Consider the following 26029-nt stretch of genomic DNA (forward strand, 5'->3'; position numbering starts at 1 on the left):
TTAACAAATAAGACACGCAATCTTAGCGTGTCCTTTGTTCATTCATCCTGTAAATCGATAAAAAATTTTCCATTTTCATAACTGCAAAATGAGATTTTTTTTACATCGCGGTAGCCCTTTTTTTTCAATTCTTGCCGAAGCCAAAGATTTGTTTTGTTAATTCTCGTCAAATTTTCCTCTTCAATATTTCCGTCCAGTATTAATGGGATGGTAATATCCCCCTGTTGGGGCTCCTCATTTTTATCCTTTAATTTTTCGATGACAGACAGGCTTCCAGAGGATTCTAATATCGCAAACTCCACATCAGCAATACTGCGAATGTTCTTTTCACGGAGCTGGGTCATGAGATCGTCAAAGTTGTAGCGCTGCTTCCGCATGGCATTCTCATCAATTTTCCCCCTGTTAATAATGATGCTAGGCTGCCCATCAACCAGATTACGAAATTTTTTACTTTTTAACGAAAAAACAGCTAGGGATATTTGAATCAGCATGAGTAATACCATTGGGACAACAGTATGGGACAAGGGGGTATTCACTCTTTCAATCGCTACAACTGCCATCTCACCAATCATAATAAAAACGACTAAATCTAGAATACTTAATTCACCAATTTCCCTTTTCCCCATTAATCGAAAAATGACTAGAATAACTGCATATAAAAAAACCGTTCGAAACATAATCGTTAAATAGTCTTCCACAATCGTCGCCCCTTTTTTTACGTTCAACGATATTGTTTGCATTATGGCGGGAAAAATTAGCGGAATAAAATACCAAACTGCTTTACCTTTGGAAAAATTAAAGAAAGTTTATTCTACTTTTCACCTTTTACGAATACGCTTGTACTAGGAATGAAACTTGTATCTAGGGTCTGGCACAACTTTATGTTTAAGTAAATTGCCAACCTATAGGCAACTGAAGGGGGAGAGTTAAAATCGAATCGAAAAGCTTTGGCACTTCAATTATTTACGGATTAATTTTTATTCTAGTTTTTGCCGTGATATGCAGCCTTATTTTTGCGTTTATTCTCAAGTTTACGTCTGCTCGTGAAGTATCACTACAATACGTCATCACGGCCTTATCCTTCATCGGGCTATTCGGAGGCGGTTTTTTATCAGGCGGGAAAAGAAAAGAAAAGGGCTGGCTAATTGGCGGATTAACGGGGCTTATTTACTCGTTGGTTGTCTTTTTATTCCAATACCTAGGATATGATCGCCTATTTAACGCTGAACAAGTAATTTATCATACTTGCTACACCTTAATTGCAATGATGGGTGGAATATTAGGGGTAAACATCTCAACCAACAATTCTAGGAGATCGGCTTAATATAAAAAAGCTCCGGTGCCCGTGGGCGCTTGAGCTAGGCAATTAATAGTAAAAGGAAGCCATCCAGGACGGCTTCCTTTTTCGTTTGTTCTTATTTTGTAAGATTGACGCTTCCTTCACTTGCATCCGCAGTGACTTCACGAATGGCATTACGATCAAATGTTAGACGGCTTCCGTCTCCACATTTAATTACGGCTTTATTGTCATCAATTGAATCTACAAAACCGTGTAATCCACCAATCGTGACGATTTTATCACCCTTTTTTAAATCACTTTGCATTTTCTGAACCGCTTTTTGACGCTTTTGCTGCGGGCGAATTAATAGGAAATAAAATAACACAAACATTAATATTAATGGAATGATTGTACCAATTCCTCCAGACATATTGTTTCCCTCCTTTCAATGTAACATCTATTAGAAATTTTTCGCATTCGGTTTGTTAAAACCATATTGCTCAAAAAATTCTTCTCTGAAATCACCAAGCCGGTCTTCCATGATGGCTTGTCTGACTTTCTCCATTAATCTTAACAGAAAATAGAGATTATGGTAAGACGTTAAGCGAATTCCAAATGTTTCGTCACATTTAATTAAGTGACGAATGTAGGCACGGCTGTAATTTCGGCAAGTATAGCAATCACAATTTTCATCCAATGGACCAAAATCTCTCGTAAATTGTGCATTTTTTACAACAAGACGTCCATTGCTGGTCATCAATGTCCCATTTCTGGCAATACGTGTCGGTAACACACAGTCGAACATATCAATTCCACGAATCGAGCCATCAATTAATGAATCCGGTGACCCGACACCCATTAAATACCTCGGTTTATTTGTCGGTAAAAGTGGAGTTGTGTATTCAAGCATGCGATTCATAATGTCCTTTGGTTCACCGACTGACAAACCACCCACCGCATAGCCAGGAAAGTCTAACGAAACAAGGTCCTTCGCACTCTGCTTACGCAGTTCCTCATATTCTCCGCCCTGGATAATCCCAAATAAGCCTTGGTCGTTCGGACGCCCGTGGGCATTTAAACAACGTTCCGCCCATCGTGATGTTCTCTCAACAGACTTCTGCATATATTCATAGGTGGCAGGATATGGCGGGCACTCATCAAAGGCCATCATAATATCGGAACCGAGGGCATTTTGAATTTCCATCGCCTTTTCTGGTGATAAAAATAATTTTTCACCACTCATATGATTACGGAAATGAACGCCTTCTTCCTCAATTTTACGGAATTCGCTTAAACTAAATACTTGGAATCCGCCCGAATCAGTAAGGATGGCCCGGTCCCAGTTCATAAATTTATGTAGTCCACCGGCTTCCTTAATAATTTCGTGCCCTGGCCGGAGCCAAAGGTGATAGGTATTACTGAGGATAATCCCCGCTCCCATTTCTTTTAAATCTTCGGGGGACATGGTTTTCACCGTTGCCAGCGTTCCTACCGGCATAAATGCCGGGGTATCAAACGAACCGTGCGGAGTATGGACTCTGCCAAGCCGCGCCCCCGTTTGTTTACATGTCTTGATTAATTCATAACGAATTGCAGTCAATATTTTGTCTCCTTCCTTGGGTAAAACCTAGATGATCAACATCGCATCGCCAAAGCTAAAAAAACGATACCGCTCAGTAACGGCTGTTTGATAGGCATGCAGCACATGTTCTCTGCCTGCTAATGCACTGACGAGCATAATCAAAGTTGATTTTGGTAAATGAAAGTTTGTAATCATGCCATCAATCGCTTTAAATTCATAGCCTGGATAAATAAAAATATTGGTCCAGCCGCTGCCCTCGATAAAACGTCCGTCATTAGCAGCGGCAATCGTTTCAAGGGTTCGTGTGGAGGTCGTCCCAACTGTAATAATTCTTCCACCTTTGTTCCTTACCTCGTTGAGCAAACGTGCTGTCCCCTCTGTAACAATATAAAATTCGGAGTGCATATCGTGTTCCAAGACATCATCAACACTTACAGGACGGAAGGTTCCCAGTCCTACATGAAGGGTGATAAAGGCAATATGAACACCTTTTTCTTTAATCGCCTTAAGTAAGCTGTCTGTAAAATGAAGACCTGCTGTTGGTGCTGCTGCTGAACCGGGCTCACGGGCATACACTGTCTGATACCTATCCCGGTCTTCGAGCTGCTCTTTAATGTATGGCGGCAGCGGCATTTCACCTAATTGGTCAAGAACTTCATAAAAAATGCCCTCATATTTAAAATCTAATATTCTCCCGCCATGGTCCGAGGTCCCCGTGCAAACTGCCGTAAGGAGACCCTCACCGAAAACAATTTCGGTTCCTTCTTTGACTCTTTTTGCAGGTTTGATCAGTGTCTCCCATTGATCACCTTCTAGCTGCTTCAAAAGTAATACTTCGATTTTGGCACCTGTATCTTTTTTGACACCAAAAAGACGTGCAGGAAGCACCTTTGTATCATTTAAGACAAGGCAATCTCCTTCACGCAAGTATTCAATCACATGTTTAAAAACTTCATGCTTTATTTCGCCCGAATCCTTATCTAGGACCATTAATCTGCTGTCCGTCCGGTTTTGAAGCGGAACTTGTGCAATTAATTCCTCAGGCAAATGAAAATCAAACAAATCTACCTTCATATTATGACACCCTTTTTTTATAAAAAATCAATTGGTCGGAAACTCCATCCCAAAATGCTGATAAACCAACGGGGTTACCACCCTGCCCCGTGGAGTTCTTTGCAAAAAGCCAATTTGTAATAAATATGGTTCATATACATCTTCAATCGTTTCGGATTCTTCCCCGATCGATGCGGCAATTGTATCGAGGCCGACTGGGCCGCCGCGGAATCTTTCGATAATTCCCCTCAGCAATTTATGGTCGATATGGTCTAAACCAAGCCTATCTACTTGAAGGAGTTCGAGCGCTTCTCGTGCAAGGGCAAGCTCAATCGTCCCATTTCCTCTTACTTGGGCAAAATCCCTCACCCGGCGGAGGAGACGGTTCGCGATTCTCGGGGTTCCCCTTGATCTTCTGGCGATTTCAGAAGCTGAAAGGTCATCGATTTCTGTCCCGAATACTTCCGCTGTTCGAAGCACAATATTTTTTAATTGATTCTCTTTATAATACTCGAGTCGACTCAAAACTCCAAACCTGTCTCTAAGTGGGGCTGATAGGGAGCCTGCCCTTGTTGTCGCTCCGACTAGCGTAAACGGCGGGAGGTCGAGGCGGACTGATCTTGCACTTGGACCTTTACCAATGACAATATCGAGGCAGAAATCCTCCATTGCCGGGTAAAGCACCTCTTCAATGGTCCTTTGCAAGCGGTGAATTTCATCAATAAATAATACGTCGCCAGGCTCGAGTGCGGTAAGTATCGCCGCTAAATCACCCGGCCTTTCAATCGCCGGCCCTGAAGTGGTACGGATGTTTACGCCCATTTCATTGGCGATAATCACCGCAAGTGTCGTTTTCCCCAATCCGGGTGGACCATAAAGGAGCACATGGTCTAAAGTTTCCTTACGCATTCTGGCAGCCTTAATATAAATATCCAGGTTTTCCTTTACTTGATCCTGTCCGATGTATTGGCTTAAGGTTTGCGGCCTAAGGCTTTGTTCTATGCTGATCTCGCTCTCATTCACTTCACTAGAAATAATTCGGTCATCCATGAATCATCACCTATTTTAAAAGCCGCTGCAGGGCCTTTTTAATGTATTGGTCTGTTGACATTTGTTCTTTTCTTAATTCAGGTGAAATCTTTTTGATTTCTTTCTCGGAGTAACCTAATGCTTTTAGTGCAAGCATTGCTTCTTCAAGGTTTGAGTTACCTGTTTGTGTATGTAGGTGAAGTTGGTCGCTATTAAATAAATTAGGGAAGTAGTCAGGAACGATATCCTGCAATTTTCCTTTCAGGTCAAGAATCATCTGCCGAGCTGTTTTTTTACCCACTCCCGGAAATTTGACGAGGAAGCTTTCATCTTCATTTTCAACGGCGGTAACTACTTGTTGGACTTCGCCGGAAGCGAGGATGGCCAGCGCACCTTTCGGACCAATTCCTGATACATTTAGTAATTTTGTAAAAAGCTTTTTCTCTTCTCTTGTTTCAAAGCCGTACAGGGCGATTGTATCCTCCCGCACGTAGTGATAGGTGTATACTGTTACCATTGTTTCCATTTTACTTGCATAAATAAACGGATTGGGTGTGGATATTTGGTAGCCAATCCCGTTGTTCTCAACAACTATATATTCCGGCCCGACAAATTCGACGGTCCCTTTAATAAATTCGTACACTTAAATTCTCTCCCCCAGTTTTCACTGTATTTCATTCTACCATACAATTTTAAGTTAGTTATAGAAAATAGAACGGGAGATGAAACATCGAACTATTCGGAATTCGAGAATTCGCTGATTGATTGTTGGAATTCGCTGATTGGATGGTGGTATTCGCTGATTGAATGGTGGGATTCGCTGATTGAAGCTTGGGATCCGCTGATAGGAGATGAATCACAACTAAAAATTTAGATTCGCCAATAGAACCTCTGAATTCGCCAATAGAACCTCTGAATTCGCCAATAGAACCTCTGAATCCGCCAATAGAACTGTGAAATCCGCCAATAGAACTGTGAAATTCTCCAATAGGAGATAAAATCACAACTAAAAATTTGGATTCGCTCATTAATCTCCATTATCCAACGACAACCAATTAAGATTCACAAATTACGATTTCCCCAACAAGGATTCCATAAAAAAACCAGGCTGAAATGGCGGCATCAGTCTGATTTGTTGATCATTCTATTCTTTTTTTAAAGAATACGGCTTAAATGTTTCTAAAACTTCAACGTAGCGATCCTTTGTTTTGATTGGAATGCCTTGAATTAATTCTTCTTGCTTAGAACTCTCCAACTTCTTAATATCTATTTGGAAAAAAGATTGAATAATTCTTAATTGGTCTGGTCTTCCATTAAAAATAGTCAAAACACCATCTTCTGTTACCCCAAAAAAGCCATTTGCTTTAAGCAATGGTGATATATCATTGACCTGCTTTCGGAAAACCATTGTCGAATCATCCATATCAGTCAGCTGCCATTGGTCATATTTGGCCCAGAAGTTTTCCATTGACCAGCAGGTCTCGTGGACGACCTCTTGACTTATTTCCCCATCTAAATAGACCCTTTCCAAAATAACCGTGATGTTTAACGGTTCGGTCTTTTCTTGTGGATGCGGACTATCAATTTGTGAAGCGGCGCCAACCATGGTGATTCCATCGGCATTAATAATAAACATGAAGAGAAGAACAGCGAATCCGGCAAGACTATACCGACACCAAGCTATCCAATTAAACCTCATGCTACTCACCTCTTATTGTTAAAAATTAAACAATCTATGCAGTACTAGTTTAGCCTTATTTTGCCTTTTTATCCTCGACTTAATATTAAAAGGACAAAGCCCGTAAGCTTTGTCCTCCATACCAAGAAGGAATTATCTTCCTCCCCTTTCTTGCTGGCTGTCATTGTATCTGTTGCGATCCCGGCCAATGGCTCCTTCATCGGTTATGACTGTTACCGTTCGTCCGTTTGCATATGGCATCACGGCTCTCTTAATTGCCCTTTTTGTAGCGGATGCTTTGTCTTGATCAATTAATACCACAGAAACAATGACAGTATTCCCGTACGCGACGGATCTTACAGTCTGAACATTCGGTATTGCTTCTACTTTGTACTTGACCTTTTTCGTAAAATTATCCTGGAAATCAGGGTCCGTTACCACGCCGTTATTTCCATTTTTTACATTTAGATGACCATGATAGTTCATATCGCTTGTACTAAATCGATTATCACGTTGGAAAAAATTACGGTCCTTTGAAGCCAAAGGTGTTGTTGGATTTTTCGGATTTCCGTTTTCGTCTCTTGATTGAAGCTGCCTTCTTTTATTTGCGTTTGTAACTTGATCTTCATCCCCAAGAGAATGATCCATTATATCCGTAATTGCCCCATCATTATCTCTCAATAAATTGTTATCCGAGGTTGGGTGGTTTTCATTGGAATAATACCCAACAGGGTTTAGCGAATTGTTATTATTAACACTGGCACGATTATTATCACCTGTACATCCAGCCAGCGCGAACATCATTGTGGCTGAAAGAGGAATCATCCACTGTTTCTTGTTCAAGCGAAAAACCCCCTTCATTAACATCCTGAGCATGCTTACCATCTCATGCTCATTAATAGGGTGTTATTTTCGGGGGGATTTCATTCAGACGGATAATTCCAACGCTTCTCAGTCCACTAACACCTTTAGGTGATCAATAAATTTTTTCCTAGCATTAAACTGACGAATTGATAAGTCCATTAACTGTTTATATTTTGTATGATCTGTGTATGATTTTTCGCGGATCGTTCGATTCCATTCCCTGAAAATATCAGCAGGATAAGCCAAAGCAAATAAAAAGGCTTCTTCGTGTAAATATTTCCTAATCTGTTTAAGACTCTCCAGTCTCTCAAATGACCAGTCGATGAATGGCAAAATCCGGTTTGCATATTGTAAATAATCAAATGATGCGGGCCCAATACTAATTAAATCAAAATCAATGAGATTTAACTGGCCCTCTGTATCCCTTAAAAAGTTATGATGGGCTACGTCTCCATGTAATATAACTGATGATTCTTTTTGAAAAAAAATACGTTTTTCCCCCATCCCCTCCAATGACCATTTTGCCCAAGACAACATTTCTGAGAGGAATGATTCATTTATAAAATACCCAATATAGGGCAGGTTATTTGAAAAAACATTTAATCGTTCTTTCCATTTTTCAATCAGATGTCCTTTTGGAAGTAATGTCCGATAACGTGATTCGAACGTTGCCGTGGTTTGGTGGAATTGTTCTAATAAGTCAATTCCTTCTTGACGATTTTTATGAGTATGAAAAGTAAATACGTTTCTATTTGGCGGGATGTACTCCATACATCCGAAATAAGTTCCCTCAAAAAAAAGCTGTTCTCTCACTGGGGATGGTAAAAAAAGATACGTCTTTTTAAATCCTTCTTTTTTCAGAGTGGCTGTAAAGGCTTCCTGGAGTCTTAGTCTGCTGTTGGTATGATACCCTTTTACGACGTAATTATTTTTGTCTGTTCGTAGAAAGATAACGGTTGACCGAATTGGAACCATTTGAATGATTCTTTCAGTGAACTGAGATTGAAAATAAGAGAGGAGACGATCAAAATAATCATCGTCTCCCTTTTTGTTATTTATTGTATTAAAGACTCTCATCTTGGTAACCCGGCATACCGTAAGGACTTGTGCCAACCGGACCCATACCATAAGGATTCATATACGGAGGATGTGCTGCGTTAACAGGTCCTGTATATGGTGCGCTATAGATTGGCGGCGTAGGCGGTACAAAATTTTGCGGCATGGCTGCTTGCTGCGGCATCGCTGTTTGTCCAGGCATTCCTACCGGTTCAGCTCCACAGCCGCAATCACCCATCGCTCCGCTTCCTACTGGTAAACCCTGCGAAGGATTGGTTGGCTGCATGTATGGACCAGGTTCTGCCATTTCTCCATAGCCTACAGGTGCCCCCATTGGCCCACTCATCTGCGGATATCCGTATGGCCTTTGGACATATGGTGCTCCCATTCCATACGGATTTGCCATCCCGGGATTTCCGAACGGGTTTCCAGGCATGACTGGAAGTGCACCAAGGTTAATACCTTGTGACGACTCAAATCCTGGAGGGCTTTCCATTGGGTAACCTGTCGGCATTTGTCCGTATCCTGCTGGTACTTGCTGACCGTAACCCTGTGGCATTTGTCCATATCCTGCTGGCACCTGCTGACCGTAACCCTGTGGCATTTGTCCGTATCCTGCTGGTACCTGCTGGCCATAACCCTGTGGCATTTGTCCGTACCCTGCTGGTACTTGCTGACCATAATCTTGTGGCATTTGTCCGTATTCTACTGGCGGTTGCTGGCCAAAGCCTGCTGTCATTTGACCGTAGCCTGCTGGCGGTCGTTGACCAAAACCTTGTGGCATTTGACCATATCCCGCTGGTGCTTGCTGACCATAGTCGACAGGCATTTGTCCATATCCCGCTGGTGCTTGCTGGCCATAGTCGACAGGCATTTGTCCATAGCCTGCCGGCGGTTGCTGGCCGTAACCTTGTGGCATTTGACCAAAAGCTGCCGGGTCCATGTATGGGTTGCCCATTGGCTGCTGTGGTGATTGCGCACCCATTACAGCACCCGGATTATAGGCTGGGTTCATAACTGGAAGCTGTGGCATAAAGGATGACGATTCATCATGGAACTGCGGCGCTGCAAACGATGTGCCTGCAACTGATGGAGCACCACTAGGATATCCGGCAAACCCACTAGGCATTACTGGAGCTTGAGCCATTGGCATCGTCATGCCACCATCTTGCATTTGCTGATAAGGCATTGGCATACCACCGTCCTGCATTTGCTGGTAAGCCATTGGCATACCACCGTCCTGCATTTGCTGGTAAGCCATTGGCATACCACCGTCCTGCATTTGCTGGTAAGGCATTGGCATACCACAGTCCTGCATTTGCGGAAAGCCCATTGGTATCCCCCCACCTTGCATTTGCGGATTCATTTGCATTGGGAAACCTCCTCCAAATGGCGGACAGAATCCCGGTCCAGGCATAATCGGCGTAACTGGAACGCAATAATCTTGCTGCGGTGCTACTTCTACAGGTGCTTCCATTACTGGTGGCGGTGCTGGAATAAAATTCGCTTTTATTGGAACTTCTTTGATCGGCATTTCTTTGATTGGCATTTCTTTGATCGGCATTTCTTTAATTGGCATTTCTTTGATCGGCATCTCTTTGATCGGCATTTCTTTGATTGGCATTTCTTTGATCGGCATTTCTTTGATCGGCATTTCTTTGATTGGCATTTCTTTGATTGGCATTTCTTTTTTCGGGACTTCTTTTATCTCTGGAAGTACATTGGCTTTAGGGGGCTGCTGTACAGTCATATTTTGCATGTTCATCGTATAATAATTGTTAATATCTATTTCTGGGACTATTTGTAGAGGCATTTTTGGAGTATAAGGTACTTTGGGTACTTCTTTAATTGGCATTTCCTTTATTGGAGCGGCCTTAATCGGAACTTCTTTAATCGGTGCTTCTTTTACGGGTTTCTCTTTGACCAACGGTTGCTCAGCAAGCGGATGTTCTTTCTTAACTCCTAAGTTGATTTTAGTACCGGATTTAGTTCCCATCGGTGCTTCTTTCTTTATCGTTCCACCTGAAGTTGGGACCTTTATTTTCATACCGGGCATAATCATATCAGGGTTGCTGAGCTGTGAATTCATCTTTTTCAGCTCTTCAAAATTCACTCCGTACTTCTTGGCAATCTTCCAAAGAGTATCCCCTTTCTGTACGATATGGATCTTCACTCTGATTTCCCCTCCTATGGCATAAGTCCATATAGTCTATGTGAAAATGGGCAAAGTGCTATCCTTCTTCACAAAAACTTATGCTTTTTTTCAAAGGAATATGAATCTCCGCTGAAATATAAAAAGATGCAATCAGGAAAATTGCATCTTTTTTAACAGTTATTTAAGAATGTATTAACATCCGCTCCAACGCTAATTTCGCATTTTTAGCTATTTCTGGACTTACTTTGATGATATTATTTGTTTCCTCTAATGTATCGAGGCTCCAAACTAAATGCGGCAGGTCAATCCTGTTCATGGTCAAACACGGACACATATGCGGATTTAATGAGATAATCTTTTTATCCGGATGATTTTGAATTAAGCGGTTGACCAGATTCATCTCTGTTCCAATCGCCCAAGCCGTGCCAGGCTCAGCCTTTTCAATTGCGTTTATAATATAACTCGTTGACCCTGCCATATCCGCTAATTCCACCACTTCACGGCGGCACTCTGGATGAACAATAATTTTCATATCTGGATATTGACTGCTTGTATCGTGAACATTCTGAACGGTGAAATTTTCATGAACGGAACAATGCCCTTTCCAAAGAATGACTTTTATTTTTGAAAAATCACCTTCGTATTCCAGCTCATGGTTAATTGGATTCCAAATCGCCATTTCGTCTAAGCCTACACCTAAGTTAACGGCCGTATTTCTGCCCAAATGCTGATCTGGTAAAAATAAAATTCGTTCCTTCATTTCAAATGCCCACTTAACCATCTTTTCTGCATTTGATGAAGTGACCGTTGCCCCGCCATTAGCACCCACAAATGATTTTATTGCTGCGGTTGAATTGACATAGGTTAAAGGAAGAATCGTGTCTCCGAATATCTCTTGGAGCGTTTCCCATGCTCTTTCTGTTTGCTGAATATCTGCCATATCAGCCATAGAACAACCGGCACGCATATCAGGTAAGATGACCTTTTGCTGGTCACTTGTTAAAATATCTGCTGTTTCCGCCATAAAATGAACACCACAGAAGACAATAAATTCTGCTTCTTTATTTTCAGCTGATAATTGTGCCAGCTGTAAGGAATCACCTGTGGCATCTGCAAACTGAACCACTTCGTCTTTTTGATAATGATGACCTGGAATAAACAGGCGTGAACCCAACTGTTTCTTTACCTCAATCACACGGTTTTCGAGTTCTTCTCTCGTCATTTGTTTATATTTTTCAGGAATCATCTTATTTTCTTGTAAAGAGGCCAAGATATTCATTTTACGCATCTCCCTTTTCCCAAAGTACTTTTACACTGATATCGAGGGCTTTATATGAATGAGTTAAGTACCCTAGTGAGATGTAATCTACACCTGTATCGCGAAAATCAGCAATATTGGCTAATTGGATTCCTCCTGAAGCCTCCGTAATGATGTTAGCTGGGACTAATTGAATCAATTCTTTTATTTCATCAGGGGTACGGTTATCAAACATGATAATATCCGCCCCTGCATCAACGGCTTCAATCACCTGTGCTTCCGTCTCTGCTTCGACTTCTACCTTCACCATATGGCCGGCATTTTTGCGAATGGCGTCTACGGCCTTGGTAATCGAGCCAGCAAAGGAAATGTGGTTATCTTTAATCATGACGCCATCATATAAACCAAACCGGTGGTTGTAACCGCCCCCGCAGCGAACAGCATATTTTTCAAACATTCGGAGTCCGGGCGTTGTTTTCCGAGTATCACAAATTTTCGTATGTCCACTATCAAGGGTGGCAACTGTATTTCGAGTAAGCGTGGCAATCCCGCTCATCCGTTGAACAAGGTTCAGGATAACTCGTTCCCCTTTTAATAAGTCGGCAATTTTCCCAGAGACATGGGCAAGCGTATCTCCGTATTTAATTGCTTCGCCATCCTTCACTAACACTTGAATGGTCAGGTCGTTATTTAAGAGCTGAAACCCATTTTTGATAATTTCCGCGCCACAAAAAATACCTTCATCTTTTGCAAGAAAAACAATTTCCCCGTTTGTATCGTCTGCAAAGATTAAATCAGTGGTTATATCCTGTTCCCCAATATCTTCAATAAAAAATTTCTCAAGTTGCGAGCGCAGTTTCAATTTGTTCATCGGACTTCTCCATTCCCTGTTTATAGTTATGAATGATCGACTTCCTTAGCCAACCGTGTTGATCTTCTTTTGGATAATCACTTCTGAAGTGGCCACCCCGACTCTCTGTTCGAATTAAAGCAGATTCTGTGATTAGGCTAGCAGTGATTAGCATAAAAACCTTTGTCATATCTTGAGTGGAACACGTGTCTAAAAGGATCTTTTCGACCTGATATTGCTCTAACCAAGCTTGCTGCTTTTTCAAATTTACCTTATTGCGAACGATTCCAACCCGTTCCATCATTAACGCCTTAATTTTTTCAATCGTTGGTAAAGTAAATTTCTCTTCCTTATGGGGCGGATAATAAAAATAATCTTGAGCTAAAACCAGTGGTTCTTTACTTGCCTCATTGATCCATTGCGACAATTTTTCCCCTTGAAATAATCCTTCCAATAAGGAATTACTAGCTAAACGATTCGCACCGTGCAAGCCCGTGCAGGCGGCTTCTCCAATTGCATAAAGTCCATCAAGTGACGAACGTCCAATTAGATCAGTTTTAATTCCTCCCATTAAAAAATGACTGCCGGGTGCAATAGGAATTTTCCCATCTGAGATATGGATTCCGTTGTCCTCACAAATAGAAGTAATCGAAGGAAATCGTTTCCTAAATTCTTTGATATTGCTTATATCTAAATAAACCTGTTTACCTTTTTTCAGAAAATCATAGATTCTTTGCGAAACCACATGCCTTGGGCCAAGATCTTTTAAAGGGTGTACACCCTCCATAATTTGAGTCCCGTCTTCCGTAACCAGGGTTGCCCCTTCTCCCCTTACAGCTTCCGAAATTAACCCTTTCGTTTCACCGTTTATATATAACAGCGTCGGATGAAATTGGATAAACTCCATATCAACGACATCAGCACCGGCTAAATAAGCCATCGCAATCCCATCGCCACTAACCGTTGGGGCATTTGAAGTGTAAGTATATAACTGTCCGCACCCGCCGGAAGCGATAATGACATGTTTGCCGTAGAACCTTTGAATAGCACCTGTTGATGTTTTGGCTTTAACACCTATACAACGCTTCTGGTCGGAATTTAGGAGTAATTCATAAGCAAAGACATTCTCTTCGACTGTGATATTTTTCTTTAGCTTGAGCTGGCTAATTAGAAACTCCATGACGTTTTTGCCTGTGGCATCCCCTCCGCCATGAACAATCCTCTTTTCGCTGTGTGCCCCTTCCATGCCAAGGTACAATTCTCCCGCTTGATCTTTATCGAAGATATCACCTTGTTGAGCAATCCTCTGAATAAGATTAGGTGCAGCTTGGATAATCTGCTGAACTGTATCTGGATTGTTGTGAAATCTGCCTGCTTCAAGCGTATCGGCAATATGTTTAGAAGGATGGTCATTTGCACCCAGCGCGGCCGCAATCCCACCTTGGGCAAGATACGAATTGGCCGTTCTTAATTTTTCTTTTGTGAGAATCCTCACATTCACATCATCAGTTAATTGTACAGCTAGCTGTAAGGCGGCGATTCCGCTGCCAATAATTAAAACATCATCATTTGTCATTTAATGACCCTCCTGACATAACAGGTGTCTTGACATATATATTTACATAGATTTAAACTAAAAACAAGTATTTTTATAGAAAAGTAGTATTGGAGATGTGGGATGAAATATTTTGATTATGCAGCGACTACTCCATTAGACCCTGAAGCAGCGGAGGTATATTTGAAAGTTGCAACTGAATACTTTGGCAATGCTAGCAGCCTCCATGATATTGGCGGCCAATCTGCTGCCTTACTTGAAAACTGTCGGGAGGAGTTAGCGAATCTAGTTGGAGTCGATAAGACTGGTCTTTTTTTTACAAGCGGGGGGTCTGAAGGGAATTTCTTAGCGATTGAAGCACTTTTGTCCTCGCCTAAAAAGGCAGGGAACCATATTATCGCTGGAATGGGGGAACACTCCTCCATCCATGGTACCCTTAACAGGCTAAAGGAAGCTGGATATGAAATCACACTGCTTCCTCTCGATTCAAATGGTTTGATCAATCTTGAACAGCTCGAAAAGTCGATGAAATCAGAAACGATATTAATGATACTGCAGCATGTTAATTCTGAGATTGGGACGATTCAGCCAATCGGTGAAATCGCAAAAATTTGTAAGGACCACAATATTCACCTGCACAGCGATTTTGTGCAGTCTTTTGGAAAAATAGATCTAAAACCGCTTGCTTCCTTGGTCAGTAGTTTTTCCTTTTCCGGTCATAAAATCTACGGACCCAAAGGAATTGGGGGCGTCTATGTCAATCCGCAAATTAACTGGCAGCCGTTTTTTCCAGGAAGCTCTCATGAAAAAGGATTCCGTCCAGGCACAGTAAATGTCCCAGCGATTGCTGCTATGACGGTGGCTGCCCAGAAAATAACCGGAAGAATTCAAACGGAAAATAGTAAGGATCGATTATTGCGGAATACCTTTATTGGTACGCTTGCTCCAATTAAAGAGAAAGTAAAGATTTATCAAGGTGACGAGAGTTCGCAGCTAGCTAGTATTATCGGGCTTGGAATTTCTGGAATCGAAGGTCAATGGATGATGCTTGAAGCAAATAGGCTCGGGTTTGCCCTTTCAACGGGAAGTGCTTGTCAGCTTGGCATGCAGGCCCCGGCAAAAGTCACGCAGGCACTAGGATTAACGACTGAAGAAGCAAAAGCGTTTATCCGGATTTCCTTTGGCCATTCAACTAGGATGGAGGATGTGATCGAACTTGGGGAAAGCATGGTTAAAATCGTGAATGAATTCAAGGCCGTTTCCGTTATATAAAAAATTTAAACTATGCTAAAATAGGTAAACAGCATTAGATATAGGAGGAGTTTTATGGCAGAGCAAAAAAAAATATTGGGAGAGGAAAGGAGGTCATTAATTTTACAACAGTTAAAAGATAGCCCTGTCCCGCTGACAGGAAGTGAACTTGCCAACCGAACCAATGTAAGCAGACAGGTGATTGTCGGCGATATCACGCTTCTTAAGGCAAAAAATGAACCGATTATTGCAACCAGCCAAGGGTATATTTATTTAAAGCAAAACTCCGGCACTTCCTTTGAACGAACGATTGCATGTAAACATTTGCCGGAAGACACAGAAAAAGAGCTTTATTTGTTAGTGGACCATGGTGTACTAGTGAAAGACGTAAAGATTGAACATAGAATCTACGGCGATTTGACTGCATCGATTATGGTTTCCAATCGCCAAGAGGTTAAACAATTCATAGAAAACATGCAAAAGACCGGAGCTTCCCTATTATCTGAGTTAACAGAGGGAATCCACCTTCATACCATTTCAGCCTCTAGCACCCAAGTCTTAGATAAAGCCGAAGCTGCCCTTAAAGCTGAGGGTTTTATGATTGAATCCTAAAAAATGCTCCGTGCCATAATTGGCGGTGGAACTAGACATCAAAAAAGGACCCGTGCAAGTATCGGGTCCTTTTGTTAATCCAATTCCACTTTCTTCGCAGGATAGCTTCCAAGTAATTTAACACCACAGCCCAATGCCTCTAGCTCAGCGATTGCTCCAGGTATTAAAACGTCATCCAACTTCATTTCGATATCTATAATGAAGAAATAATTGCCAATCCCAGTTTTCATTGGTCTTGATTCAATTTTTGAAAGATTTAATTTTCTCCAGGCAAACGCAGATAGCACCTGATGAAGTGCTCCCGCTTGATCATCCTCAGGCAGTGTAACCATGAGTGTCGTTTTGTAATGGGATGAACCGCTCAAGGTTTGGAAATCAAAATTCTCTTCAGTTAGCACCACAAACCGCGTGTGATTATAGTCAAAATCATGGATGTTTCTTTGCACAATCGACAAACCATATTCTTTGGCGGCCAATTCATTGGCAATTGCGGCAGCCATTAATTCAGGCTGTTCCATGACCATCTGTGCAGCGGCCGCCGTTGAAGACACACTATCAACCGGCACACCCTTTAATTGATTATGTAAAAATTTATGACACTGAGCAATCGCATGGGAGTGGCTGTACACCTTACTTACTTCCCGCCAATTTTCCTTATTATCAGGATGCACCATCAAATGCTGTTTAATTGGTAAAGTAATTTCACCAATAATCGGAATCTGGATAACTTGTGTTAAATAATCTAGTGTAATATTAACAGAGCCTTCTAGCGCATTTTCAATAGGAACAACTGCAAGGTCGACTTCCTTCTCAACGATGGCATCCATACTTGCAGGAATCGTCTGATAGGGCTTAAGTTCAAATCCTTGAAAAACTTTCTTCACCGCTAACTCTGTAAATGTACCTTTTGGTCCTAAGTATCCAACCTTCACTGTTTCCCCACTCCTTATTGTTTTAAAAAGAAAGCTGAGAGCCGGCCGTAGTTTAACTACGCACCTGTTCCCAGCACTTCTATCTTCTCTACAAATTCGAGCTTTCTCAGTTCTTTAAGTAACTCATCTATTTCCATCGTAATGTTCGAAGTGTTTAATGAGAGTGTCACATTTGCCCTGCCTTGCAACGGTATCGTTTGATGAAGAGTTACAATATTGCAGCCTGAATTTGCAACAACACTGAGCAATTTTGACAGCGTGCCTGAGCGATCTTCCAAATGAAAGAAAAGGGAGATAATCTTTTCCTTTTTAATAGTTGAGAAAGGAAAAACAGTATCTCTGTATTTATAAAAGGCACTTCTGCTTAAATCTGCTTGTTGAACGGCATCTGCAATGGAATCTACCTTACCTCGCTCAAGCATTTCCTTGACATCCAGCGTTTTTTTCATCGCTTCGGGCAACACATCTTCACGCACTAAATAAAATTTCTTATCCGTGTTTTCCATTTTTATCACTCTACCTTGATCTCTTCAGGGTCTTTTCTTGTTACTCAATAAACTCAAATTCAAACTCCATTAGCTTCACAATGTCCCCGTCTTTTGCTCCTCTTTCTCTCAAGGACTCATCAACACCAAGACCACGAAGCTGGCGCGCAAAACGGCGAACGGATTCTTCTCTTGAGAAGTCTGTCATCTTAAAGAGTTTATCTGTTTTTTCACCAGAGACGACAAAGCTACCATCCGATTCTCTCGTAATTCTAAAGGCTTCAGGCTCTGCTTCGTGCTTATAAAGGACACGATGGACACCTGTTGTTTCCTCTTCTTCGTGTTCAAGTGGAAATTCAGGTGTTTCCTCAATTTTATCAGCTACAGCATACAATAGCTCACGGAGCCCTTTTCTTGTAACCGCCGAAATCGGGTAGATTGGATAATCTTCTTCAAGCTGCTCCTTAAACTTCTTTAAGTTTTCCTCTGCTTCAGGCATATCCATCTTATTAGCTACAATCACTTGTGGGCGCTCTGTTAAGCGTAGGTTATACTCTTTTAATTCCCGGTTTATCGTCAGGTAGTCCTGATATGGGTCCCTGCCTTCCATCGCAGCCATATCAATGACATGGACAATAACCCTTGTCCGTTCAATATGACGTAAGAATTGATGGCCGAGGCCAACGCCTTCACTTGCCCCTTCTATCAGCCCTGGAAGGTCTGCCATGACAAAGCTTCTGCCATCTTCTGTTTCTACCATGCCAAGATTAGGAACAATCGTTGTAAAATGGTACTCCGCGATTTTTGGTCTTGCCGCTGAAACAACGGATAAGAGTGTTGATTTTCCAACACTTGGAAATCCAACGAGACCGACATCAGCAAGCAGCTTCAATTCAAGAATGACTTCACGTTCTTGTCCAGGTTCACCATTTTCAGAAAGCTCCGGTGCTGGATTTGCCGGGGTTGCGAAGCGAGAATTTCCTCGTCCGCCACGACCGCCTCTAGCAATAATGGCCTGCTGCCCATTCTCAACTAAATCCGCAAGAACTTCCTTCGTGTTTTCATCAATGACGACTGTTCCAGGTGGTACCTTAACAATCATATCCTTTGAACCAGCACCGTGCTGGTTTTTGGACATGCCATGCTCGCCGCGTGGTGCTTTAAAATGACGCTGATAACGGAAATCCATTAAAGTGCGCAAGCCTTCATTTACTTCAAAAACCACATTGGCACCTTTACCGCCATCTCCACCTGCCGGGCCGCCTTTTGGTATATATTTTTCCTTACGAAACGCGACCATACCATTTCCGCCATCTCCAGCTTTTACATAAATCTTCGTTTGATCAACAAACATCTTATTCCTCCAGTCTGCAATTCGAATGAACTTTTGTCACGAAAGTAGCTCAGCTTTCGCCTATTTTTTTTGAATAGGGATAAAAACTTCTACTCCGAGTTCACTTTTTGATAATTCCTTGACCACTACATCCAGTTGGTTGTTAGGGTCAGAAAGGAATGTTTCAATTAATTCACTTTTTATTATTATCCCGCTAAAGTCAAAAAAGAAACGAACTCCCTCTGATTGCGGGTCAATTGATATTGATAAATGATTTTCTTGGAAAGCTTCAATTGCCTCGTTCAAACATTTAAAAAAATGATAAGTCCAATTGGTGATCAGTTCCTCATTCATTTGAAAGGATTCCGAATCCTCAAACACCTCATATTCAAGCTTAAAGGAGTGATTTTCCCAATTAGACTTTAACAGCAACGAAGCAAATAAAGGCATTTTTAAATTTGATAGCTTGGATTCGTGCTGTGTTTCGATAATAATTTCGTCAATCACCGCTTTTGCTCGGTCGATTCGATTTAAATCCAAGTTCCCCTTAATTAATTGAAGCTTATTTAACCAATCATGTCGAGAATGCCGGAGCACCTCAACACTATCCCACTCTTTCTCCATACGTACACTCCCACATTAAGTGTCTCAACACTATTTTGCTGATAGTATATCAAAAAAATTACCATGAGTAAGCATTTTTATGTGATGAAAGATCATTAGAGGCAAAAAGAAGCATCTACGAAGTCATTTTCCTGAAGAAAATAGGGAAGGAAAAATTCGTTATCAAAAAGAAAACTCTAACCAAACAGGTTAGAGTTTTCTTTAGTAATCCTTAAGCTTCTTGAGCTACTGGATAAACGCTCACTTTTTTGCGATCACGACCGAAACGTTCAAATTTCACAACGCCGTCAACTTTTGCAAAAAGTGTATCGTCGCCTCCACGGCCAACGTTTTCACCTGGGTAAATCTTTGTACCGCGTTGACGGTAAAGGATTGAACCACCAGATACAAATTGTCCGTCTGCACGTTTAGCGCCAAGACGCTTAGCGTGTGAGTCACGACCGTTTCTTGTAGAACCTACACCCTTTTTAGATGCAAACAACTGAAGATCTAATTTTAATAACATTTATTCCACCTCCTGCTTTTTGAAGGTAATCTTTATGTGCTTCCCGTATTCTTCTTCAATCGCCCGTAATGAAACAGCCATTCCTTCGAGAAGAAGCTGTACTTTCTCTTCTGTGCTTTCCGGAAGATTTTCTGGAATCACACAGCGGAGAAAACCAGGCTTGTTTTCAAACTCTGGAGTCACACCTGTTAGGGCATGCACTGCATTGATTGTCCCTACAGATACTGCCGAAGCCCCTGCACAAACGATATCCTCGCCATGCTTAGCAAACTTGGCATGTCCGCTCATTGTAAACGAATGAATAGTTCCGGACTCAGTACGATTAATCGTAATTTGAATCATCTATGATCCAACACCTTACGCGTTGATTTTTTCGATGATTACTTTAGTGTAAGGTTGACGATGACCTTGCTTCTTGTGGTAGTTTTTCTTCGCTTTGTATTTGAAAACAGTAATTTTCTTTTGACGACCTTGCTTTTCAATTTTAGCTGTAACCGTAGCGCCTGCAACAACAGGGCTTCCTACTTTTACGTTTTCACCGCCAACGAAAAGAACTTTGTCAAAAGTAACTGTTTCACCAGCTTCTGCATTAAGTTTTTCAATGTAGATAGCTTGGCCTTCTTCAACTTTCACTTGTTTACCACCAGTTTCAATAATTGCGTACATGAACTGCACCTCCTTATAAACTCAGACTCGCCATATACAGGCGCTTATGCTTTCACACAAATCTTATTACCTGTTCTGTGCGGTTGTAGCACGGGTGCTACAAACATAACATTAAAATCCTAACATAAAATAGGCAAAAGTGTCAATAGAAATTTAGAAACATGATTAGGAATCCAACGCTTTTTGGGAAATCTCATTCACATTGCCAAACTGCTTCAAAATATAATAATGGCGGGGGGATGGCTGAACTGAAAAATACAGTTTGATATGGATGAGCTCCTCTAATGCCTCCCGGTGGACTTCATTTGGTCCTAACAACGCCTCTTTTACCTTGTCTGTGGTTTCCACCAAGACTGCCTCAAATTCAGAATAGCGGTGCTCTAAGAGCTCACGCTCAAGCCTGAAGCCAACCGTTTCCGGGCTAAGGATTCTGCCCGTCCCATCACAAACAGGGCATTTGATCTCAAGTGCCTCGGAAAGGGTAACCTTGGTCTTCTTCCTCGTTAGTTGCAGGATGCCAAGCGGTGTAAAGCCAATCATTTTTGTTCGTTTTTGATCCTTGGTTAATTCCGTTTCCATCAGAGTGAGAATCGATTGTTTGTCCTTTTCGCGGGTCATATCAATGAAATCAATGAGGACGATACCACCAATATCGCGGAGACGCAGCTGCCTCACAACTTCTTTTGCTGCCAACTGGTTTGTTTTTAAGACCGTTTCCTGATAGTCCGTCTTCCCGGAAAATTTCCCAGTGTTCACATCAATGATCGTCAATGCTTCCGTTTCGTCAAAAATAAGGTAGGCGCCATGCTCAAGCCAGACGATGCGCTTGAGGGCTTTATCGATTTCATGTTCCATTTTATGTACAGAAAAAATATTCTCTTTTCCATTATAGTAAGTATAGTTCACCTGATTATTTATCTCTTCAAGCTGCTTTTTTAGGGCTAAATCGTCGACAATCACTTCTCCATTCGACATTCTCCCCACTTGGTCCATAATCATTTCGATAAAGGAGTCTTTTTGAAAAATTAGCCCTGGTTTTTTTAAAGCAGCGGCTTTCTGCAAAAGTTCTTCATGGTTTTGGCGCAGGTCTGTTAGTTCAGACAGGATATCTTCTTCTGTATTTGAAATGGCTGAGGTACGGAAAATAATCCCCTCTTCCACTGTTTTCAAACGACTGCCCATCCGGCGAAACGCTGCTTTTTGTCCTTCATCGGTGATTCTTTTGGAAACTGCCACGTAGCGACCTTTTGGCATATAGATGAGATTGGGCCCTTGTATTTCAATAATCCCCGTCACCCGGGCACCTTTGGTCCCCGTTGCATCCTTATTGACCTGAACCAGCATTTTTTCACCCTGGTGGGCAAAGGATGTGACAGACTTTTGTTTTTCGGCAGATAAGAGATACGAGGGCAGCATATCACGGTGTAAATAGGCATTTTTCTCTTCACCAATATCAATGAATACGGCATTCATCCCTGGCAGTACTTTCGTTACTGTCCCATAATAAATATTACCGACCAGAGATCGATGTTCTGGCCGGTCAAAAATGATATTTTCCACACGATTGTTTTTCAGATAAGCAAATCGCTTTTCGCGTGAGTTGTAATTGATAATTAATGTTTCCAATCAAGCGACCTCACTTTTTTTCTTTTTATTATACTCTTAGTTAGTATGAAAATAGAAGGTCGCTGATTTTGTCGGTTAGTCGTTTTTCGGTGAAGTAGGCGTGTAGTAGTTCGTTTTCGTCTAGCATCCCTTTTTCTTTGCCGTCTGCTTCGACGATGATGGGATGTTTGCAGCCGCGTTGGAATTTTTCTAAGACGTGAATTAGCAGCTCCTCTTCATTGGCTTCTATCGGTTTCAAGGTCCGCAGATTGGATTTTTTCCCATAATAACGCTCCAATAAAAATCTCATAAAAATAAAGCGCCGTTGCTTCCATTCGTGGTAAAGCGAGAAATAGAGGAATCCGATGATGACCCAGACATTGATATGGGTCGGGGCTGCGATTGCAATGATCAGCGAAAAGATGGATAGGCTGACCCACGAAAGGATGAGCGTTAGACGATGAGCGTCCGGGAAGGAACTTTTTAATGAGAGCAGTAAGAATACCAGTTTCCCGCCATCTAGCGGCCAAACCGGAAAAAAATTAAACACAAGAATCATTAGATTATAGCTTAAGAATAGTTGAAAAAGGTCTTCAGGCATTAAATTGGCGCTAACCAACCCGTAGGCCAGGGCCACCATCCATACATGCTGGAGCGGCCCGGCAAGAACGACAATCGTCTCTTCTCTTAACGGTCGATTGCCATGCTCATCCATTTCGGCAACCCCGCCAAACGGCAGCAGAGTAATTTTCTTGATTCTCCATGAAAAAAAAGAAGCCGCAGCAGCATGCCCCATTTCATGAATAAAGATAATCCCAAGCAACAAGCAAACCTCAAGGAAATGAGCGGTAACAATGGAAAGTCCAATCACAATCCACAACAACGGATGGATAGTTATCAGCCGGAATAAATATAGAACTCTATTCAAAGCGAATCACCTGGATTGGGTCGATGAAATCATCGCCCTTTTTTATCGCAAAGTAATATTTGCCTTTGGTTTTATCTTCTCCTGCAGACACTGAAACCGTGCCAACCTCTTGTCTTTTTTCGATATACTCATATAAGTTAACCTTGATTTCGTCTAAGTTGCCATACCATGTCTCGGTCGAATCCGAATGCTGAATAATCACTGTTTTTCCTAAATCCTCCTTCACACCTGCGAAGGTAACGATGCCATCATTAATCGTTTGAACAGCTGCCCCTTTTCCTGTTTCAATCATGATACCCTGACCGTTTTTTTCAAAGTTTTCAAGAATTTTCCCCATCGCTGGGACGGAAAATTCCTTTTCAGCCACCTCTTTTTTCCTGGTTTGATCTTTTTCAGAAAATGGCAGGAGTGCTAGTGGCTTTCCAAATTTACTTTCGTACCAGTTGGAAACAGTCGCAAACTTAAAATCCTTTTCCAGCGTTTGGGCGACCACATCTCTAGCAGGCTCAAAAGTAGCCGAATGGTTTCGAAATAGGATAGCTATCACTAGAAACAGGAGGACCGAGGACAATATTTTGAAAAAAAATACTTCCTTCTTAAATAATGGATGCCCGTCATCGCCATTACTGCTTTCTGAAGAAGTAAATTGATCAAATCCATATTTTTCATCGTCACTTGGCCAAGTAATTTGGCGGTCGGGACTTTTTACCGAGGTTGTTCCTTTATCATTTTTTCGCTTAGCGATTCGTCGCCGAATTTCTTCCGGTGTAGACCGAGTCATCCCCATCAACCCTTTTCCCACTAATTTGTACAAGTCTATGTGGGAGAATGAAAGAGTATGTCTGAAAAAAAACAGCCTGTCCACAGGATTGTGGGCAGGCCGCTAGTATTAAAAATAAATTTCTTTGTACTTAGATTAGTGTCTAGCTCCAGCACCCAACGGCTAGTGGACTTCGCTCTTCTCCCTACGATAAGTCAACATCGAATCGCTATCGCTCTCCGTGTTTCCTTTATCTCAGTCGAAGCGCTCCAGTCCATACGCCGCTAAACGGGTACTTCCGCTTTTCGCTTTATCGTACACCGAAAAACTTTTTAAGTTTTGTAAACATACCCTTGTCTGCATTTTCAAGGGATTGCAACGGGATGGATTCACCAAGAATCCGTCTGGCTATATTTCGATAAGCAATCGATGCTTTGTTATTTGGATTGAGGGCAATTGGTTCACCGTGGTTCGAAGCTTTAATCACTTCGTCATCGTCCGCAACGATGCCAATCAGCTCGATCGATAAATGCTGGGTGACTTCATCAATCTCAAGCATATCCCCATTCTTCACCATATGATTTCGAATCCGGTTGATCACTAATTTCGGCGATTCCATATCGGGTTGCTTTTCAAGCAGGCCAATAATTCGGTCGGCATCCCGTACAGCAGATGCTTCTGGCGTGGTAACGACAATCGCCTTATCTGCTCCAGCGATAGCGTTTTGAAATCCTTGTTCAATTCCGGCTGGGCAATCAATAATGATATAATCATAATCTTGCTTTAATTCTAAGATCAGTTCTTTCATTTGCTCTGGCTTCACAGCTGATTTATCAACGGTTTGCGCAGCCGGAAGTAAATATAATAACCCATCAAATCGTTTGTCCTTCACAAGCGCTTGATGAATTTTGCATCTTTTTTCGACAACATCAACCAAATCATAAATGATTCGGTTTTCAAGTCCCATAACAACATCCAAGTTACGAAGACCGATATCGGTATCTACTAGACATACCTTTTTTCCTTGAAGGGCTAATGATGTGCCGATATTAGCAGAAGTTGTTGTTTTTCCTACTCCACCCTTACCGGATGTAATTACTATTGCCTCTCCCACTTTAATGTCCCCCTTCTAATCTCGTTAAATTAGGTCTTAATTGGATTAAAACTTGTAATCTATCAACAATGATTTGACGGTCATCATCGATGTATGCACATTCCATTTCTCGATTCTCATTGCTTTGGATGCTGTCTGGTGCTCTATTTAAACAATCACTAATTCGAAGCTGGGATGGTTTCATACTTGACGCAGCAATGACGGCTTGGTCATTGCCATAGCAGCCGGCGTGGGCTAAACCTTTTAATGTCCCCATTATAAAAATGTTTCCGCCTGCAATCACCGTTCCACCTGGATTGACATCGCCAATTAATAGCAGGTCGCCTGGTACTTCGAGGACTTGTCCTGAACGGATAATTCTCGAAACCGTCACGACCTCCGTTTCGGCCAGTAACCTTCCTGCTTCTTCCTTTGTGATTACGTTTGATTCAATATCATCAACTTCAAAATTCTTCTTTTGACGAATTAAGTCTTTTAGCTCTCCCTGCTGCGATTCCGTTAGATAGCGGTTGCCAATTTCCACCTTGACTGAGGTTAATTGACGCTCATCCTGTGTCCTGGCATTTGCAGAAAGCTTATGGTCTAGTTCCCTTTTAAGTTCTTCGTAGGAACAGCTATCGTCAAGATGAAGGACGAGACCTTCCTTCGTTCCTTTTATTGTAACATTTTGCCGTTTTTTCATGGAGAAATTTTCACCTCATAATAAGAAAGCAATTTCGAAACTTGCATAATTCATTCGTTTCATAGGGATTTGCAAACCCGCATGCTTATTTCGAATCAAAGTACATATCATACTTTAATAAAAATTCGACACGATGCGTCCATTCTCCTCTTTTTATAAAAGGCTATTTTCGC

General features: G+C 41.7%; 29 protein-coding genes and 1 other annotated feature. Of the genes, 3 read left to right on the forward strand and 26 right to left on the reverse strand.

The window, feature by feature from the left end; translation table 11 throughout:
• Positions 1-38: 38 nt before the first annotated feature.
• Positions 39-698 carry a DUF421 domain-containing protein gene (locus tag BDR01S_RS05540; protein ID WP_066257846.1) on the reverse strand — a complete coding sequence of 220 codons (660 nt, stop codon included), beginning with the start codon at positions 696-698 and terminating at the stop codon, positions 39-41.
• Positions 699-961: 263 nt separating this feature from the next.
• On the opposite strand from BDR01S_RS05540, the gene BDR01S_RS24785 reads away from it, so the two are divergent.
• Positions 962-1324 carry a TIGR04086 family membrane protein gene (locus tag BDR01S_RS24785; protein WP_082797310.1) on the forward strand — a complete coding sequence of 121 codons (363 nt, stop codon included), beginning with the start codon at positions 962-964 and terminating at the stop codon, positions 1322-1324.
• Positions 1325-1415: 91 nt separating this feature from the next.
• Here BDR01S_RS24785 and yajC read toward each other — a convergent pair whose 3' ends face one another.
• The 13 genes from yajC to nadB form a co-directional block, all read right to left on the reverse strand.
• Positions 1416-1709: a preprotein translocase subunit YajC gene (gene yajC / locus BDR01S_RS05545; protein ID WP_066257848.1), complete on the reverse strand. Its 294-nt coding sequence runs from the start codon at positions 1707-1709 to the stop codon at positions 1416-1418.
• Positions 1710-1739: 30 nt separating this feature from the next.
• Positions 1740-2879, reverse strand: a complete 1140-nt coding sequence (gene tgt / locus BDR01S_RS05550) for a tRNA guanosine(34) transglycosylase Tgt (RefSeq protein ID WP_066257850.1) — start codon at positions 2877-2879, stop codon at positions 1740-1742.
• Positions 2880-2906: 27 nt separating this feature from the next.
• Complete coding sequence (queA, locus tag BDR01S_RS05555) at positions 2907-3935, reverse strand: tRNA preQ1(34) S-adenosylmethionine ribosyltransferase-isomerase QueA (RefSeq protein ID WP_066257852.1); 1029 nt, start codon at positions 3933-3935, stop codon at positions 2907-2909.
• Positions 3936-3962: 27 nt separating this feature from the next.
• Positions 3963-4964 carry a Holliday junction branch migration DNA helicase RuvB gene (gene ruvB / locus BDR01S_RS05560; RefSeq protein ID WP_066257853.1) on the reverse strand — a complete coding sequence of 334 codons (1002 nt, stop codon included), beginning with the start codon at positions 4962-4964 and terminating at the stop codon, positions 3963-3965.
• A 10-nt stretch (positions 4965-4974) separates the two neighbouring features.
• Positions 4975-5586 carry a Holliday junction branch migration protein RuvA gene (gene ruvA / locus BDR01S_RS05565; RefSeq protein WP_066257859.1) on the reverse strand — a complete coding sequence of 204 codons (612 nt, stop codon included), beginning with the start codon at positions 5584-5586 and terminating at the stop codon, positions 4975-4977.
• 58 nt (positions 5587-5644) lie between these two features.
• Positions 5645-5971 carry a hypothetical protein gene (locus tag BDR01S_RS05570; RefSeq protein ID WP_066257861.1) on the reverse strand — a complete coding sequence of 109 codons (327 nt, stop codon included), beginning with the start codon at positions 5969-5971 and terminating at the stop codon, positions 5645-5647.
• 116 nt (positions 5972-6087) lie between these two features.
• Entirely contained in the window at positions 6088-6642 is a 555-nt protein-coding gene (locus BDR01S_RS05575) for an intercompartmental signaling factor BofC (RefSeq protein WP_066257863.1), read from the reverse strand.
• A 132-nt stretch (positions 6643-6774) separates the two neighbouring features.
• Positions 6775-7464 (reverse strand): YhcN/YlaJ family sporulation lipoprotein, encoded by a 690-nt coding sequence (locus BDR01S_RS05580; protein WP_066257864.1) that lies wholly within the window; start codon positions 7462-7464, stop codon positions 6775-6777.
• A gap of 108 nt (positions 7465-7572) precedes the next feature.
• Positions 7573-8562 (reverse strand): phosphotransferase, encoded by a 990-nt coding sequence (locus tag BDR01S_RS05585; protein ID WP_066257866.1) that lies wholly within the window; start codon positions 8560-8562, stop codon positions 7573-7575.
• Entirely contained in the window at positions 8549-10714 is a 2166-nt protein-coding gene (gene safA, locus BDR01S_RS26800; protein ID WP_066257868.1) for a SafA/ExsA family spore coat assembly protein, read from the reverse strand. The genes BDR01S_RS05585 and safA overlap by 14 nt, the downstream gene beginning before the upstream one ends.
• Positions 10715-10877: 163 nt before the next feature.
• Entirely contained in the window at positions 10878-11975 is a 1098-nt protein-coding gene (nadA, locus tag BDR01S_RS05595; RefSeq protein ID WP_066257870.1) for a quinolinate synthase NadA, read from the reverse strand.
• 1 nt (position 11976) lies between these two features.
• Positions 11977-12825 carry a carboxylating nicotinate-nucleotide diphosphorylase gene (nadC, locus tag BDR01S_RS05600; RefSeq protein WP_066257873.1) on the reverse strand — a complete coding sequence of 283 codons (849 nt, stop codon included), beginning with the start codon at positions 12823-12825 and terminating at the stop codon, positions 11977-11979.
• Positions 12794-14380 carry an L-aspartate oxidase gene (gene nadB / locus BDR01S_RS05605; RefSeq protein WP_066257875.1) on the reverse strand — a complete coding sequence of 529 codons (1587 nt, stop codon included), beginning with the start codon at positions 14378-14380 and terminating at the stop codon, positions 12794-12796. Before nadB ends, nadC begins: the two co-directional genes overlap by 32 nt.
• A gap of 102 nt (positions 14381-14482) precedes the next feature.
• Here nadB and BDR01S_RS05610 point away from each other — a divergent pair, with 102 nt between their 5' ends.
• Both BDR01S_RS05610 and BDR01S_RS05615 read left to right on the forward strand, forming a co-directional pair.
• Positions 14483-15631 carry an IscS subfamily cysteine desulfurase gene (locus BDR01S_RS05610; RefSeq protein WP_066257876.1) on the forward strand — a complete coding sequence of 383 codons (1149 nt, stop codon included), beginning with the start codon at positions 14483-14485 and terminating at the stop codon, positions 15629-15631.
• 54 nt (positions 15632-15685) lie between these two features.
• The gene (locus BDR01S_RS05615; RefSeq protein WP_066257878.1) at positions 15686-16222 is read left to right on the forward strand and encodes a transcription repressor NadR; all 537 of its coding nucleotides are present in this window, start codon (positions 15686-15688) and stop codon (positions 16220-16222) included.
• A gap of 74 nt (positions 16223-16296) precedes the next feature.
• On the opposite strand, the gene pheA is transcribed toward BDR01S_RS05615, so the two are convergent.
• The 12 genes from pheA to minC form a co-directional block, all read right to left on the reverse strand.
• Positions 16297-17154, reverse strand: coding sequence for a prephenate dehydratase (pheA, locus tag BDR01S_RS05620; protein ID WP_066257880.1), 858 nt, complete (start codon positions 17152-17154; stop codon positions 16297-16299).
• Positions 17155-17210: 56 nt separating this feature from the next.
• Positions 17211-17660 carry a transcriptional regulator ThrR gene (gene thrR / locus BDR01S_RS05625; protein ID WP_169801413.1) on the reverse strand — a complete coding sequence of 150 codons (450 nt, stop codon included), beginning with the start codon at positions 17658-17660 and terminating at the stop codon, positions 17211-17213.
• A gap of 40 nt (positions 17661-17700) precedes the next feature.
• The gene (gene obgE / locus BDR01S_RS05630; protein ID WP_066257883.1) at positions 17701-18993 is read right to left on the reverse strand and encodes a GTPase ObgE; all 1293 of its coding nucleotides are present in this window, start codon (positions 18991-18993) and stop codon (positions 17701-17703) included.
• A gap of 60 nt (positions 18994-19053) precedes the next feature.
• A complete protein-coding gene (locus BDR01S_RS05635) occupies positions 19054-19596 on the reverse strand; it encodes a sporulation initiation phosphotransferase B (RefSeq protein ID WP_066363055.1) in 543 nt (180 codons plus the stop codon).
• Between the two features lie 211 nt (positions 19597-19807).
• Positions 19808-20101 carry a 50S ribosomal protein L27 gene (rpmA, locus tag BDR01S_RS05640; RefSeq protein ID WP_066257887.1) on the reverse strand — a complete coding sequence of 98 codons (294 nt, stop codon included), beginning with the start codon at positions 20099-20101 and terminating at the stop codon, positions 19808-19810.
• Positions 20102-20443 (reverse strand): ribosomal-processing cysteine protease Prp, encoded by a 342-nt coding sequence (locus tag BDR01S_RS05645; RefSeq protein ID WP_066257891.1) that lies wholly within the window; start codon positions 20441-20443, stop codon positions 20102-20104.
• 15 nt (positions 20444-20458) lie between these two features.
• Positions 20459-20767 carry a 50S ribosomal protein L21 gene (rplU, locus tag BDR01S_RS05650; RefSeq protein ID WP_066257893.1) on the reverse strand — a complete coding sequence of 103 codons (309 nt, stop codon included), beginning with the start codon at positions 20765-20767 and terminating at the stop codon, positions 20459-20461.
• 13 nt (positions 20768-20780) lie between these two features.
• Positions 20781-20862: a sequence feature (ribosomal protein L21 leader region), on the reverse strand.
• A 70-nt stretch (positions 20863-20932) separates the two neighbouring features.
• A complete protein-coding gene (locus BDR01S_RS05655; RefSeq protein WP_066257895.1) occupies positions 20933-22393 on the reverse strand; it encodes an Rne/Rng family ribonuclease in 1461 nt (486 codons plus the stop codon).
• Positions 22394-22433: 40 nt separating this feature from the next.
• Positions 22434-23300, reverse strand: a complete 867-nt coding sequence (locus BDR01S_RS05660) for a M50 family metallopeptidase (protein WP_066257897.1) — start codon at positions 23298-23300, stop codon at positions 22434-22436.
• Positions 23293-24081 (reverse strand): M23 family metallopeptidase, encoded by a 789-nt coding sequence (locus BDR01S_RS05665; RefSeq protein WP_174523433.1) that lies wholly within the window; start codon positions 24079-24081, stop codon positions 23293-23295. The genes BDR01S_RS05660 and BDR01S_RS05665 overlap by 8 nt, the downstream gene beginning before the upstream one ends.
• Before the next feature lie 289 nt (positions 24082-24370).
• Positions 24371-25174, reverse strand: a complete 804-nt coding sequence (gene minD / locus BDR01S_RS05670) for a septum site-determining protein MinD (RefSeq protein ID WP_066257901.1) — start codon at positions 25172-25174, stop codon at positions 24371-24373.
• A 1-nt stretch (position 25175) separates the two neighbouring features.
• Positions 25176-25856 (reverse strand): septum site-determining protein MinC, encoded by a 681-nt coding sequence (minC, locus tag BDR01S_RS05675; RefSeq protein ID WP_066257903.1) that lies wholly within the window; start codon positions 25854-25856, stop codon positions 25176-25178.
• Positions 25857-26029: the final 173 nt, after the last annotated feature.

The organism is Neobacillus drentensis NBRC 102427, assembly GCF_001591445.1.
GTDB lineage: Bacteria > Bacillota > Bacilli > Bacillales > Cytobacillaceae > Neobacillus > Neobacillus drentensis.